The following is a 13,926-nucleotide window of genomic DNA, read 5'->3' as shown; positions in this document are numbered from 1 at the left end:
CCGCCGAGGGTCTCGCCCGCGCGCTGCGCCTGCGCGGCGTCGAGGCCCTCCGGCAGGGCCACTCCCCCCGCGGTAGACGGCCGTGAGCACCGTGCCGAGCGTCGCCGTGCCCAGCACGGCTCCGAGCTCGTACGCCGTCTCGGAGACGGCGGAGGCGGCGCCTGCCTTGTCGGCGGGCGCGTTCGCGAGGATCAGCTCGTTCGACACCGTTTCGGCCGCGCCGATGCCCAGGCCGAGGAACGCGAAGGCCACGGCGACGGTGAGCGCCGACGCGCCTCCGGGGGCCGCGCTGCCGACCGCGAGCAGCACGTAGCCGACGACCGAGATCACCAGGCCCGCCGGCACCACGATCCGCGGGGCGACCCTCCGGGCGATCGGCACCACGCCCAGGCCCGCCACGATCATCACCGCGAGCCCCGGGACCAAGACGAGCCCCGCGGCCAGCGGCGAGAGTCCGACCACGAGTTGAAGGTGCTGCGAGAGGAAGAACAGCCCGCCCACCAGCGCGGTCACGCTGAGCAGGTTCACCACGATCGCCGCGCTGAACGACCCGCGGCGGAAGAGCGACAGATCGAGCATCGGTGACCGGCGACGCTGCTGCCGGCGCACGAAGAGCACGCCAGAGGCGACTCCGACCACGAGTGCCACGGCGCCCGGCACATCGACTCCGTGCTCGGCGAACGACTTCACGGCGTAGACGACCGGCGCCATCGTCGCCAGGGAGAGGAGGATGCTCGCCACGTCGACCGGTCCGGGCTCCGGGTCGCGCGACTCCGGCACCAGGATCGGCACGAGCACGACCAGCGGCAGCAGCACGGGCACCGCGAGCAGGAACACCGAACCCCAGGCGAAGTGCTCGAGCAGCACACCGCCGACGAGCGGGCCGATCGCGGATCCGACGGCGAAGCCCGTCGCCCAGATCGCGATGGCGAGTCGGCGCTGATCGCGATCGGGGAAGAGACTGCGCAGGAGCGAGAGGGTCGAGGGCATCAGCATCGCGCCGAAGAAGCCCAGCGCGGCGCGGGCGCCGATCAGGGCCGCAGCGGTCGGCGCGAAGGCGGCAGCGACCGAGACGACGGCGAATCCGATCGCACCGACCAGCAGGAGGCGGCGCCGCCCGATGCGGTCGCCGAGACTTCCCATCGCCACCAGCAGGCCGGCCAGCACGAGCGGGTACGCGTCGACGATCCAGAGCAGCTCGGTGCCCGACGGACCCAGGCTCTCGGCGATCGAGGGCAGCGCGAAGTTCAGCACTGTGTTGTCGACCGAGACCAGCAGCACCGGCAGCATCAGCACCGCGAGGGCCACCCACGCACGGCGTCCGACCCGGTCGGCGGCGCCGGACGGATCGACGGCGGGAACGGGAGCGGTACGCGCGGACACAGGGGACGACCTTTCACGGAGAGGAACGGGGCGAGTATACCGTCCAGCCGGTACACTCGCCAGGATTCCGCCGTAGGATGGTCGCCGTGACTGCTCCCGCACGCGACCGCGTCCTCGACGCCTTCGAGCAGCTCCTGATCAAGCAGGGCGAGCGCGCCGCCACCCTCGACGCCGTCGCCCGCACCGCCGGCGTCTCGAAGGGCGGGCTCCTCTACCACTTCCCCTCGAAGGACGCCCTCGTGGACGGCCTGCTGCAACGCCTCGACGCGCGCCGCGAAGAGGACGTCGCCCAGAGCCTCGCCGCGCCGGAGGGCGTGGTCGCCTACCTCCTGCGGACCTCGTTCGCCGCCGACTCCGCCTTTGACCGCACGATCCTCGCCGTGGCGCGCATCGCACAGGGTCACGACGAGCGCGCCAGCGGCGGCCTCGCGCGCATCCACGACAGCTGGAACGCGGTCGTCGCCGACGCGGTGGGCGACCCTCTCGTCGCCCGCGCGATCGTGCTGATGAGCGACGGCCTCTACTACAACTCCGCCCTGCTCCCCACGGGTCAGGAGTCGCGCGGCGAGGCCGAGGACGTCCTCGCCGTCGTGCGCCGCCTCCTCGGCACCTGACGCCGCGTCAGAGCCGCGTCACCAGGCGCTCGCGGTCGAAGCGTCGCACCACGGCGAAGAACAGGGCCAGGTCGATCACCACGAGCACGACCGCGCCGCCCCCGGCGACGGCGAGGTTGAAGAGCGAGAGCCCCGCCGTCTGCGCGACGACCAGGCCCACCAGCGGAAGCACGAGGAACGCCGCGGTGCCCTGCGCGCCCTGCACGGTCGTGGCACGCTGCGACACCGCCACGATCAGGCAGATGGCGAGGAACGCGATCAGCGGTGCGAGCACGAAGGCCGAGACGATCCAGGTGGCGGTCGGGAAGACCAGTCCGCCGAACAGCGGGTAGCCCACCAGGTTCACGACCAGGCCGTAGAGGAGGAACGCCGCCCAGGTGACGAGCACCGCCGGGACCAGCGAGACGAGGATCTTCGCCAAGACCAACTCGCTGTTGGTCAGCGGCGTGTAGAGCAGCCCCTCGATCGTCCGCTTCTCCTTCTCGCCCACGAAGCTCGCGCTCGCGGTGACGCTCGCCACCATCACCGGGATGAGGAGGAAGATCGGCGCGAAGAAGTAGATCACCATCGCGTAGGCGGTGGACTGCGCCAGGTCGTAGTCGGCGGGGACGATGCCCGCGGGCAGGTTCGCGAGGAACTGCTGCATCCCGTTGATCGATGCCATGAGCGTCTGGTTGCGGCCCAGGAGCAGCACGAGCACCGGGAGCACCGTGACGAAGAGGATGGGCACCACGATGATCGGCGCCAGAGCCTGCTTGTTGCGCAGGATCTCGCGGAAGTCCTTCTGGACGAGGGCGGTGACGCGGCGGCGGTTCATCGTTCTTCTCCGATGGTCGTGAAGTAGTACTCCTCGATGGTGTGGCGCCGAGGGACGATCGAGGTGATGCGCACGCCTCCGGCGACGAGCGCCTCGACCAGAGCGGGTACCTCGGCCTCGCCCGCGACGCGCAGAGTCATGACTCCGTCGTCCGTGGAGCCGGGCGCGGAGGCGAGGCGGTCGACGATCGCGAGCGCGGCCGCCGGATCCCCCTCGACGGTGAGCTGCACCGTCGTGTCCGGCCAGCGCTGCTCGAGGAGCTGCGCGACAGGGCCCGAGGCGACCAGGCGGCCGCGGTCGAGGATCCCGATGCTGTCGCAGAGCGTCTCCAGGCCCTGGAGCTGGTGGGTGCAGATCACCACGGCGACGTCGCTCGAGGCGGTCAGCGACGAGAGATAGCCGATGAGGTCGGCGGCGGCCTCCGGGTCCAGCCCCGAGGTGGGCTCATCCAGGAACAGCACGTCCGGCTCGTGCAGCATCGCGCGGGCGATCGCCACCTTCTGGCGCATGCCCTTGCTGAACGAGCCGAGCACGTCGTCCGCGCGGTCCGAGAGGCCGAACAGCTCGAGCACCTCGTCGATGCGTGCGTTCCGGCGGGCCGTCGGCATCCCGAACAGCTCGCCCCACGCCGTGAGGTTGTCCCGGACGGTGAGCAGGTCGTAGAGGTTCCCGTCGGTCTGCACGCCGATGCGGTGGCGGAGGTGGTCGGCCGACGCCGCCGTGAGCGCCTCGCCGAACAGCTCCACAGAACCCGCGGTCGGAGTGAGGAGCCCCGTCAGCAGCCGGACGGTCGTGGTCTTGCCCGCGCCGTTGGGTCCGAGCAGGCCGAACGCGGATCCGCGCCGGAGCGAGAAGGACACGTCGTCGACGACGGTCCTCCCGCCGAGGGTCTTGGTGAGGCCGTGCACGCCGATCAGCTCCTCGGAGCGTCGTGCGGTCGGCGTCGGGGTCGCTGTCTCGATCATGTGCTTCGGTGTCCGTTCGATCGGATGCGGATGAGGAGGACGCTCGCGATCGCGGCGGTCAGGACCACGAGAGAGGCCAGCACGGCCCCCCACTGGTCGGGCCCGTCGCCGGCGATCAGGCCGGACGGCGACAGCAGGGCGGTCGGGGACCACCGCTGGAACCCCTCCGCGCCCGCGAACAGCCCGCCGAGGAAGACGACAGCCGCGATCACGATCGCGGACAGGAAGGGAGCGTTCGTCCAGCACGCCAGCACTCCGGCCAGGAGGACGAACACGACGAGCGCGCCGGCCTGCAGGGCGAGCCCGCCGACGAGGAGCCCCCAGTCGAGGTCGGGGTGCAGGACCACGGTCTCGTAGCCGGCCATCAGTGCGCCGACGAGCGCCCCGATCGAGGCGACGATCGCCGAGACTGCGAGCCGCGGGCCGAAGATCTGCCACGGCCCCGTGGCCCGCGAGCGGTAGAACAGGCGCAGGCGCTCGTCCGGCCCGAGCGCGCAGGCCCAGCCGACCAGGTACCCCGAGAGCAGCAGCGCGAGCTGCGACGAGTTCTTGAAGTAGGAGTCGACGAGGTTCTGCCAGGTGGGGGCCGAGACGGTGATGGTGACGGTCTCGGTGGCGCCGAGAGCGCCGAAGATGTCGGCGCTGTACTCGGCGATGAGCGGCGAGGTGATGCCGGAGAAGAGGAAGAGGAGCGCGACGACGAGGAGCCGCCGCGTGCGGTTCCAGCGCTTGAACTCGACGGAGAGGCTCACGATCGCTCCCCCGCCCCGGCCTCGGCGAGCGCGCCGAGGCGATTCATGAACGCCTGCTGGAGGGAGTTCTCCCCGAAGCTGACCGAGCGGATGTCACCACTGCTGCGCGCGATCACCGCGAGGAGCGGCTCGACCGCCCCCATCGGCACGAGCAGCTCGCGGACCGAGCCCAGCGCCGGCTCCGACGGGACCCCTGCCGCGGCGAGGCGGGTGCGGAAGGCGGAGGCGTCCTCGAACGAGGACACGACGATGCTCGAGCGCACCGAGGCCGACTCGATGAACGCGCCCTTGTCCCCCGCGAAGACCAGGTGCCCGTGGTCGAGGACCACGAGCCGGTCGGCGACCGAGTCGACGTCGGTGAGGATGTGGCTCGAGATCACGACGCACATCTCGCGGCCGAGGCTGCGCACGATCTCGAGGATCGCCTCGCGCCCGACCGGGTCGAGGGCGCTCGTCGGCTCGTCGAGGATGAGCAGCGAGGGCCGGCGCACCAGCGCGGCGGCGATCCCGAGCCGCTGCTTCATGCCGCGGGAGAACCCGCCCACCCGGCGCCGTGCCGCGTCCTCGAGCCCGACCCGCGTCAGCAGATCGCTGATCGCGCGCCGAGTGGCGACGCCGCCTGCGGGTGCGCCGAGCCGTGCCGACTGCGCCATCACCTCGAGCGGAGTGAGGAAGGGCTCGAAGCTGGGGGTGTCGGGGCAGTAGGCGATCTCGCCGGAGCCGCGTTCGATCCGCCCCGACGTCACTGGGATCAGTCCCAGCAGCGCATGGATGAGGGTCGTCTTCCCCGCACCGTTCACCCCGATCAGACCGTGCACGCCGGTCCCCGAGAACGAGCAGTCGACGCCGTCGAGCGCCGTGAAGGAGCCGAACCGCACCGTGGCGCCGTCGGCGCGGACGAGCACGCCGCTATTCGGCTGCACGCTGCTCGGTCCGGCCGAAGATCAGGTAGAGGATCCCACCCAGCGGGATCGAGATCGCGCAGATGATCGCCCACGCCCACTTCGGCAGGTGCCGGGTGCCCGCGCTGCGGATCAGATCGACGTAGCAGTAGATCAGGAACGCCAGACCGAGCAGCAGGACGGGGAGCAGGATTTCGATCTTCATGACATCACCTTCGGTCTCAGGGCTTCGCTGATCTGCTGGAGGTCGTCGAGGGCCGCCTCGTCGCCGTGCACCGTCGCCACCGCCGTCGGGTTGACGACCACCTCGTCGATGCCGTGCGCGCCGATGTCGCGGATCTGCTCCGCGACCTCCTGCGCGTCTCCGACGACGAACACGTTCCTGCGCACGAGCTCCCGCGCGCCGGAGGCGATGTCGGAGGGGTGGGCGTCGATGCCCGCGCGGCGGAGCATGTCGGAGTAGTGGAAGCGCGCGAGGTGGTTCGAGCAGCCGGCCTGCGCGAGGAGGTTCGGCGAGCGCCCCGGCCCTGCAAGGGCCACGTGCACGTTGGTCACCACTCGGGCACGCGTACCGTCCGCACGCGTCAGACGCGGCAGGAGGACGTCGCGCACGTAGGTCCGCGGCGTCATCCAGGTCACGACGAAGTCGACCAGATCACGGGACCGGGAGGCCATGCCCGGTCGCAGCACGCCGGTCCCGACCTCGACCGGTCCGGTCTCGAACGCCGGCAGGCGCGCCTCGCGAGCCTCGAGGCCGGGCTCGGTGCTCGTGACGGAGCGCCCAGCGAGAAGGTCGCGGACGATGCCCGCGTAGGCGGCGGTGTAGCTGGCCGGGCGCTCCAGCGGAGCTCCGCGGGTCGCCGTGACGAAGTCGGGGTCGGAGGCGCCGTAGGCGACCGAGACGGGCCGGCCGAGGACCGCCGCGAGCGAACGGGCCTGGAGCGCGGCGTCGTAGGGGGTGCGCAGCGGAGCCAGCGCGGTCCCGATCCCGACCGGGACCGCGTCCTCCGTTCCGCCAAGACCGGCCAACGCCATATGGCTCTCGATCTGGAAGGACTGCCCCGTCCACAGGCGGGCGTATCCCCCCTCGCGGACGGCTCGGGCGTAGCGGCGGACGACCCCGGAGCCGCTCGGCTGGTGCGGACAGAGCAGCGAGACCTCGCTCACGCGGCACGATCCCCACTCGCGCCGGGCGCGAGGTTGCGGGCGACGTCGTCCGGGTCGATGCCTGCTTCGGCGAGCGCATCACGGAGGCGGCCGACCAGCGGACCGCCCGCGGTCACGGCTGCGGCGACTCCGACGGCCAGTGCTGCGCACCGGCTCTCGCCGAAGCTCTGCTCACGCCCGGAACGGAGCGGATCGGCGGCGACCCGCAACCCGGGAACGACCTCCGCGCAGAGCGGCGACCCGCTCGTCTCGGCCCCCGAGGAGGCGACGAGACCGCTCAGGGCCTCGGCGACCGACTCCGCGTCGACCGAGGAGTAGTACACGAGGGAGTCGTTACGCGGGAACGCGTCCGGCCGCGAGAGCATCTTGGTGCGGAACGAGAGGCCGAGCCGGGCGAGCTCGTGCACGCTGGCGGCCCAGAACCGGAGGGCCTCGTCCGGGTCCTCGAACCGGACGTAGTGGCGCACCATCGACCCCGGGGCCGCCGGCCGGTCGGCGCGCTCGTGCACGAACATGAAGAATCCCGGAGTGAGGTTCGGGCGCAGGCACGAGACCCGCGCGCGCCGGGCACCCGCCTCCCCTGTCAGGTCGTCCTCGTCGAACCGCACCCGCACGCGGTGCAGCTCGACGAGCCCCGCGGATGCGGACGCGCCGAGCGGCGCCTCCACGGGCACGATCACCCCGGGGTCCGGCAGTGCCGCGCGGATCTCCTCCTCGAACGCCTCGTCCGGGAGCAGCGACGTCGTCGCGAAGACGTCCGGGTTGCCCGCGTGCAGATTCGCGTAGAGCCAGGTCGAGAGTCCGCGACGGGGGTCCAGCGCGTCGAGGTCGAGGCGGGCGTCGCCGAGGGTCAGCACTCCGCGGTCGGCGTCCAGGTCGAGGAGTCGGGCGAGATCGGCCGCCGAGGGCCCCGCGGCGCTCATGCGGTCACCTCGCCCAGGAGGAGGGCGGCGCTGCCCGGCTCGAGCATCGCCTGGCGGCCGATGCCCGCCAGCGCTCGGTCGGAGGCCGACATCGAGTACGACAGCATCGACCGGGCGATGACGCGTTCGATCACGTACCAGCCGATGCCCCGCGCGACCTCGTCGCGATCCAGCTCCTGATCGGAGCGGGTGCGGTAGCCGGCGAGGATCGCGGCGGCCACCGGCCGCGCCCGGTCGAGCATCGTCTCGCCGCGGTCGAGGAGGAGGTTGTGGAAGTCGAGGGCCGAGCTCTCCGGCGAGTCGACTCCAGTGAAGGCGCGCGCGATCGCGTCGAAGAGCACCGCACCGAGCAGGCCGGCGACATCGCGGTGCGCGGGAGCGACCGTGAACTCCTCCCAGTCGATCAGGACGGGCTCGTCGTCGGCACCGACGAGGAACTGGTCGGGGCGCAGATCGCCGTGCGAGGGCACCATCGCGAAACGCCGCTGGCCCGTCGTCCAGGTGCGGACGGCCTCGACCAGCTCGGCGTCGTGCTGGAACAGCCGCCAGCACTCGAGCTCGCCGCCGCTCGCCCTGGCATAGGCGGCGGGAGTGAGCCAGTCGAATCCGTGCAGCGGCTCGTCCTCCGAGCCGCCGGCGTCGAGGGACGGCTGCAATCCCGCGATCGAGTGCAGCTCGCCGAGGATCGCGCCCGCCCGGCCGAACAGGCGCTCGGCCTCGTCCGTCTCCTGGGCGCTGTCGAGCACCTGCTGGAGCGAACGCGCCTCCAGGAGGTAGGGGAAGACGACCGTCCGCGCCTCGGCGTCGCTCGAGAGCATCGCCGGCGAGAACGTCAGCGAACGCGTCCGGCGGACGTCTTCCCAGTGCAGGGTGTTGCGGAAACGCCGGTCGGCGTCGGCCCGCTCACCTGAGAACACTTTGCGGAAGACCAAGCCCTCCGCAGACGTGACGACCGTGGAGCGGTTGCGCCCCACCAGCCTGTCCGTGATCGCCTCAGTCAGCATCAGACCCCCCTCGTCCCGTCGCTCTGCGACACGTCCCCCGTCGTGAGCACCGCCTCGGCGCACGTGAATGCATAGACTTCCTCGATCGCACCGAGCGGCTGATCCCCATTCAAGCAGAAAGTCAGTCCCCTCACCGAATCGGGGGCCACGAGCAGCCATGAACCGGCGAGGACGCCCGGCGCGGAGCCGCCTTTGAACTGCACGATCGGCGCACTTTCGGATCGATTCTCCGTCAGCCACGGAGTCCACGGCCGCTCGGACAGGCGGCGCATCACGCTGTCGACCGACTCGAGTGTCATGAAATAGTCCAGACCGTCCGTGTACCGGATCTCCTCCAGAGCGTTCGCGCGAAGAAGGGCGTCGATATCGGCATGGTCGGCGGCTGGATCCATTCCCGCACCCCAGGCGCGGCTGAAGTAGTCCCTCGTCGAGAGAAGTGGAGTGTTGATCGTGCGCGACAGGCCGTGCGATTCGGCTGTGGAGAGAATCCTCTCTGGACCGAGAATGCGAAGAAGAATGTCTGCAGCACTATTGTCGGACCGCAGGATCATCAGCGAGCAGAGATCGCGGATCGACACGGGCCTGCCGATGTGCGCGGTCGTCAGGCCGCTGCTCAGATACGAGATGTCCGACGCGCGGATGAGGCATTCGGTGGCGAGAGAGAACTCGCCGGACTCGACGGCGCCCAGCGCCGCGTCGAGGAGGAACAGCTTCATCAACGACGAGCCGGCGACGACATCGGCGCCCGCGCGCTCGAGGCCGGCTCCGTCGCGGATCAGCACCGAGACCGTCCTCGCCACGGCCGAGAGAGCATGGTGGAGGTCCTCCGCGCCGACGAGGCGGGGAACGGGAGTGGCCAGACGCAGGCCCTCGAGCCTGCCCTCCGCGGTCTCCTGGACGTAGACGACGCCCGGAATTCCGGCCTCCGACTCGACATGGAGGGCTGTGAGACGGTCGGATTCGCGCGTCGAGCGCAGGAGTCGGGGGCGGCTGAGGCGGATCGCCTGGACGGTCTGGAGCACGGCCGACTCGGGGCCGATGCGGTGCGCAGGGCTCAGACGGCGGTCGATCTCGTCCTGCGAGACCGGCTCCCAGGAGGTGAGCAGGTCGATCGCCGCGGCCGTCGTCGGGCTGGTCGTCATCACCGGAGACCTCGCAGTTCCTGTCGTGTTCTCGGGTGGGGAGAAGTCCGCCGGGCGGGGTGGCTCCGGTCGCCTCCACCGGGAAGGCGCGCACAGTCCGTCTTTCTCGATCTCTCTTCTGCTCACCCGAGAGAAGAGCCGGGAGAAACGAGATCGACGACGGCGGACAAGGAATTCGACTCGAACGGGGATCACGATCGAGAAGAGGGAAGTCGGCGCCGAGCCGCCGTGGGGGCGGCCCGGCGCCGATCAGGAACCCGTCGTTAGACGGATCAGGTCCAGGACCAGGACCAGGAGAACGACAGCGAGTAGCTCACGCTGACGCTGAGGCTGACAGACGTTCCGACGTCTCCCAGCTCTGCGTCGTTGAGCACGATGCTCTGGATCTCCGTCGGCGACGCATAAGCGGTGTAACCGCTCAGCAGGCTCCGTTCCATGACTTCCCCCTTGCTTGTTGTGTGATTAGGAATGCGAGCCAAGGCCGACGCTTTCGCCACCCTCCCCGGCAAGCTCTCGAACCCTAGCAGTACGTGAGATGATCACGTCAAGACCCGAACGGAGTACTACTTATGCCCTCGACGACGACCACTTCTGTCTTGACAGGATTCGACGCAGAGGGCATACGCGCGCTGTGCGTGCGAGCGGGCGGAAGAGAGCGCGAGTCGACCGAGGGAGTGGTCGTCTTCGCCGACCGAGCACTTCTCACGGCCCCCTCGACGAAGGCTCTGCTCGCGGCAGTGGCGTGGGACTCGCGCGAGCCTCTCGTGCGCCCGGTCAGCGGTCCACCCGAACTCGAGGCGGTTCTCGAGGATGCGCGTGCGCTTCGAGGATTCTCAGCCGTGCTAGCGTTCGGCGGGGGGTCGGTCATCGACCGCGCGAAACTGGCACGAGCAGCGGCGGCGGGGGCCGAGCTGCGGTCGGCGACGGAATCGGCTCCCGGCCACGTGCGCCTCGACACGGCGGCCTCGCCGCTACCCCTGATCGCCCTCCCGACCACCCTCGGCACCGGATCCGAGCGCAACACCAACGCCGTCCTCGACGCCGCGGACCGTCGCTTCCTCGTCTCGGGCGAGGTGCTGCGCCCGGAGGCGGCTGTCCTCGACGCCGCGTTCACCCGCTCGCTCGGCACCGACGCGATCCTCTCCGGCGTCTACGAGGCCCTCGCGCGCACGATCGAGCCCTACGCCAGCCCGTCCTCCCATCCGGGCGCGGACCAGCTCGCCCTCGCCACCGCGGGCAGGCTCGCCGTGCTCGGCGACACCGTCTCCTCGCGGCGCGGTGAGCCGGTCGGCGATGAGGTGCTGCTCGAGATCGCCCGGCTCAGCGGGCTGAGCCACGCACCCGCCATGCACGCGGGGCGCACCGCATTCGCCTTCCCCGGCTGGTTCCTCGCCCACGAGCTCGCCTCCGTCACCGGAGCGTCCAAGGTCAGCTGCCTCAGCGCGCTGCTCCCCGTGATCGATCGGCGAGCGCGGCTCGGTGCGCGAGCGTGGGGATCCGCCCGACGTCGCGGTACCGCCTCCGGCGCGGTCCTGAGCGCCATCGGCCTGCCGCCGGGAGACGAGTCGGCCCTGGGCGTCCTCGCGGCGCGATGGTCGCTGCCCGCCCCGTCCGCCGAGGTGGACGTCGACGCCCTGACCGCGCGGATCCTGTCGGCGTGGGGACCGCCGTCGCCGCACCTCGCCCGCGTCGGTCGAGACGAGCTGCTCGCCGTGCTGAGCGAGGCGACAGGCACCGGAGGCGCGTCACCGCGGACGCCAGCACCGCCCGCACAGTCCTAGAGCGCCACGGTCCCGTCGATCAGCGTCGCCGTCGCGCCGCCGATCCAGACGTCCTCGCCCGCGCGCTCGACCAGGACCCGGCCGCTGCGGCCGAGAACGGTCCCCTGAGCCGCGGTGTACCGCTCGGGGAGGACGCCGTTCCCGATCAGCCACTGCGCGATCCCCGCGTTCAGACTCCCCGTCACCGGGTCCTCGGGCACCCCGACGTCCGGGACGAAGGCCCGCACCTCGATAGCGCACTCGCCGCCCTCGGGATGCTCCCCGACGACGCCGACCGCCAGTCCGGCGAGCAGTGCCTGGTCCGGGTCGAGCGCGAGCACCTGCTCCGCCGAGGCGAGGCGCACCGCGAGCCAGCCAGGACCGTTGTCGACCCACTCGTGGTCGAGGATCTCGACCCGCGGGATCCGCAGCGCCACCGCCACCCGCTCCAGGATCGACTCGTCGACCGGGCCGGTGCGTCGCCGCGGAGGTGCCGCGAACGCGATGCCCGCCTCGCTCAGCCGCAGCCGCACGAGGCCCACCGCGCACTCCTGCACCAGCACGCCCTCGCTCCGCGGCGCTCCCCCGGCGGCCAGCCAGGCGTGCGCGCTGCCGAGCGTCGGGTGGCCGGCGAAGGGGAGCTCGCCTCCGGGGGTGAAGATCCGCAGCCGGTAGTCGGCGGCGGGATCGATCGGCCGCAGCAGGAAGGTCGTCTCCGAGAGGTTCGTCCACCGCGCGAACGCCGCCATCGCGTCGTCGTCGACGCCGTCTGCGTCGACCACCACCGCGACCGGGTTGCCGCGGAACGGCTCCGCCCCGAAGACGTCGACCTGCGCGAACCTCCGCGCGGCTACGGCGCTCACTGCTCGGTGATGTCGATCTCCCGCATGAGGTCGGCGTCGATCGCGACTCGGACCTTCTCGAGCAGGCCGTCGGGGGCGGGCGAGTCGATGGTGATCACCGAGAGGGCCTTGCCGCCCGCCTCGGTGCGCGCGATCTGCATGCCTGCGATGTTCACCTCGGCCTCGCCGAACTCGCGACCGTAGACCGCGACGATGCCCGGCCGATCGACGTAGCTCATCACCACGAGGTGCTTCGCGATCGGCACTTCGACGTCGTAGCCGTTGATCGCGACGATCTTCTCGACCTGCTTCGTGCCGGTGAGCGTGCCGGAGACAGAGATCTGCGATCCGTCCGAGAGCGCGCCGCGCAGGGTGATCACATTGCGGTACTCGTCCGAGACCTCCTCGGTGATCAGGCGCACCTCGATGCCGCGCTGCTCGGCGAGCACCGGGGCGTTCACGTACGAGACCGTCTCGGACACGACGTTGGTGAACACGCCCTTGAGCGCCGCGAGCTTGAGCACCTTGACGTCGTAGCCGGCGAGCTCGCCGCGCACCTCGACGTCGATCGAGGTGATCGGCGAGTCGGCGAGGCCGGAGAAGACCTGGCCGAGCTTCTCGATCAGCGGGATGCCGGGACGCACGTACTCGTCGATAACACCGCCGGCGACGTTCACCGCGTCGGGCACGAGTTCGCCGGAGAGGGCCAGGCGCACCGAGCGGGCGACCGAGACGCCGGCCTTCTCCTGCGCCTCATCGGTCGACGCACCGAGGTGCGGAGTGACGACCACGTTCTCGAGGGCGAGCAGCGGCGAGCCCACCGGCGGCTCCTTCACGAACACGTCGAGCCCGGCGCCGGCGATCGTGCCCGCGACGAGGGCGCGGTGCAGCGCCTCCTCGTCGATCAGACCGCCCCGAGCGACGTTGACGACGAACGCCGTCGGCTTCATCAGTGCGAGCTGCTCGTCCGAGATCATTCCCGTCGTCTCCGGCGTCTTGGGCATGTGGATCGTGATGAAGTCGCTCTGCGCGAGCAGGTCCTCGAGGGAGACCAGCGTGACGCCGAGCTGCTGCGCGCGCGCGCTCGTCACGTAGGGGTCGTAGGCGATGACGTCCACCCCGAAGGCCTGGAGGCGCGCGGCGATCAGCGCGCCGATGCGGCCGAGGCCGATGATGCCGACGGTCTTCTCGTAGAGCTCGACGCCGGTGTACTTCGAGCGCTTCCAGAGGCCCTGCGCGAGGGCGCTGTGCGCGGCCGGGATGTGTCGGGCGAGGCTGAGGATGTGGCCGACGGTCAGCTCCGCCGCCGAGATGATGTTGGACGTCGGCGCGTTCACGACCATGACGCCCGCGGCCGTCGCCGCGGTGATGTCGACGTTGTCGAGGCCCACGCCCGCGCGCGCGATGACCTGGAGCGAAGGGGCAGCGGCGATCGCCTCCGCGTCGACCTGCGTCGCCGAGCGGACGAGGATCGCGTGCGCCGAGCCGAGGGCCTCGAGCAGCGCCGGGCGGTCGGTGCCGTCCACGGAGCGGACCTCGAAGTCGGGACCGAGAGCGTCCACGGTGGCGGGAGAGAGTTCTTCGGCGATCAGGACGACCGGCTTTGTCACGAGAGGCGCTTCCTTCGGAGAGGGGACGGAGCGGGCACCGAGGCG

Annotated in this window: 14 protein-coding genes and 1 pseudogene; 2 read left to right on the top strand and 13 right to left on the bottom strand. The window is 71.1% G+C overall.

Annotation, left to right across the window (positions count from 1 at the left end):
- Positions 1 to 1,383 (bottom strand): annotated as a pseudogene (locus ACH61_RS03205) (MFS transporter); the annotation flags it as partial.
- 86 nt (positions 1,384 to 1,469) lie between these two features.
- On the opposite strand from ACH61_RS03205, the gene ACH61_RS03200 reads away from it, so the two are divergent.
- Positions 1,470 to 1,997 (top strand): TetR/AcrR family transcriptional regulator, encoded by a 528-nt coding sequence (locus tag ACH61_RS03200; protein WP_236713520.1) that lies wholly within the window; start codon positions 1,470 to 1,472, stop codon positions 1,995 to 1,997.
- A gap of 7 nt (positions 1,998 to 2,004) precedes the next feature.
- On the opposite strand, the gene ACH61_RS03195 is transcribed toward ACH61_RS03200, so the two are convergent.
- The 10 genes from ACH61_RS03195 to ACH61_RS03150 form a co-directional block, all read right to left on the bottom strand.
- Positions 2,005 to 2,814: an ABC transporter permease subunit gene (locus ACH61_RS03195; RefSeq protein ID WP_068208524.1), complete on the bottom strand. Its 810-nt coding sequence runs from the start codon at positions 2,812 to 2,814 to the stop codon at positions 2,005 to 2,007.
- Positions 2,811 to 3,779: an ABC transporter ATP-binding protein gene (locus tag ACH61_RS03190; protein WP_068208522.1), complete on the bottom strand. Its 969-nt coding sequence runs from the start codon at positions 3,777 to 3,779 to the stop codon at positions 2,811 to 2,813. The genes ACH61_RS03195 and ACH61_RS03190 overlap by 4 nt, the downstream gene beginning before the upstream one ends.
- Positions 3,776 to 4,531, bottom strand: coding sequence for a hypothetical protein (locus tag ACH61_RS03185; protein WP_068208520.1), 756 nt, complete (start codon positions 4,529 to 4,531; stop codon positions 3,776 to 3,778). The genes ACH61_RS03190 and ACH61_RS03185 overlap by 4 nt, the downstream gene beginning before the upstream one ends.
- Positions 4,528 to 5,436 (bottom strand): ABC transporter ATP-binding protein, encoded by a 909-nt coding sequence (locus ACH61_RS03180; RefSeq protein ID WP_068208517.1) that lies wholly within the window; start codon positions 5,434 to 5,436, stop codon positions 4,528 to 4,530. Before ACH61_RS03180 ends, ACH61_RS03185 begins: the two co-directional genes overlap by 4 nt.
- Positions 5,437 to 5,440: 4 nt before the next feature.
- The gene (locus ACH61_RS03175; protein ID WP_068208515.1) at positions 5,441 to 5,638 is read right to left on the bottom strand and encodes a PLD nuclease N-terminal domain-containing protein; all 198 of its coding nucleotides are present in this window, start codon (positions 5,636 to 5,638) and stop codon (positions 5,441 to 5,443) included.
- A complete protein-coding gene (locus ACH61_RS03170; RefSeq protein ID WP_068208514.1) occupies positions 5,635 to 6,600 on the bottom strand; it encodes an LLM class flavin-dependent oxidoreductase in 966 nt (321 codons plus the stop codon). The genes ACH61_RS03175 and ACH61_RS03170 overlap by 4 nt, the downstream gene beginning before the upstream one ends.
- On the bottom strand, positions 6,597 to 7,523 hold the full coding sequence (locus ACH61_RS03165; RefSeq protein WP_068208510.1) for a T3SS effector HopA1 family protein: 927 nt from the start codon (positions 7,521 to 7,523) through the stop codon (positions 6,597 to 6,599). Before ACH61_RS03165 ends, ACH61_RS03170 begins: the two co-directional genes overlap by 4 nt.
- Positions 7,520 to 8,527: a phosphotransferase gene (locus ACH61_RS03160; protein ID WP_068208508.1), complete on the bottom strand. Its 1,008-nt coding sequence runs from the start codon at positions 8,525 to 8,527 to the stop codon at positions 7,520 to 7,522. Before ACH61_RS03160 ends, ACH61_RS03165 begins: the two co-directional genes overlap by 4 nt.
- The gene (locus ACH61_RS03155; protein ID WP_068208505.1) at positions 8,527 to 9,669 is read right to left on the bottom strand and encodes a serine hydrolase; all 1,143 of its coding nucleotides are present in this window, start codon (positions 9,667 to 9,669) and stop codon (positions 8,527 to 8,529) included. Before ACH61_RS03155 ends, ACH61_RS03160 begins: the two co-directional genes overlap by 1 nt.
- 272 nt (positions 9,670 to 9,941) lie before the next feature.
- Positions 9,942 to 10,106, bottom strand: coding sequence for a signal protein (locus ACH61_RS03150; protein ID WP_068208500.1), 165 nt, complete (start codon positions 10,104 to 10,106; stop codon positions 9,942 to 9,944).
- 132 nt (positions 10,107 to 10,238) lie between these two features.
- Between ACH61_RS03150 and ACH61_RS03145 the strand changes: the two genes are divergently transcribed.
- Positions 10,239 to 11,450 (top strand): iron-containing alcohol dehydrogenase, encoded by a 1,212-nt coding sequence (locus ACH61_RS03145; protein ID WP_082844969.1) that lies wholly within the window; start codon positions 10,239 to 10,241, stop codon positions 11,448 to 11,450.
- Here the strand turns inward: ACH61_RS03145 and ACH61_RS03140 are convergent.
- Together ACH61_RS03140 and serA are read right to left on the bottom strand one after the other, a co-directional pair.
- Complete coding sequence (locus tag ACH61_RS03140) at positions 11,447 to 12,292, bottom strand: PhzF family phenazine biosynthesis protein (RefSeq protein WP_068208493.1); 846 nt, start codon at positions 12,290 to 12,292, stop codon at positions 11,447 to 11,449. The two genes, ACH61_RS03145 and ACH61_RS03140, sit on opposite strands and share 4 nt — an antisense overlap.
- Positions 12,289 to 13,881, bottom strand: coding sequence for a phosphoglycerate dehydrogenase (gene serA, locus ACH61_RS03135; protein WP_068208491.1), 1,593 nt, complete (start codon positions 13,879 to 13,881; stop codon positions 12,289 to 12,291). The genes ACH61_RS03140 and serA overlap by 4 nt, the downstream gene beginning before the upstream one ends.
- Between the last annotated feature and the right edge of the window lie 45 nt (positions 13,882 to 13,926).

The organism is Rathayibacter tanaceti (assembly GCF_001634385.1).
GTDB lineage: Bacteria > Actinomycetota > Actinomycetes > Actinomycetales > Microbacteriaceae > Rathayibacter > Rathayibacter tanaceti.
Note: the sequence above shows the minus strand (reverse complement) of the source record. Positions and strands in the feature narration are given on the sequence as shown.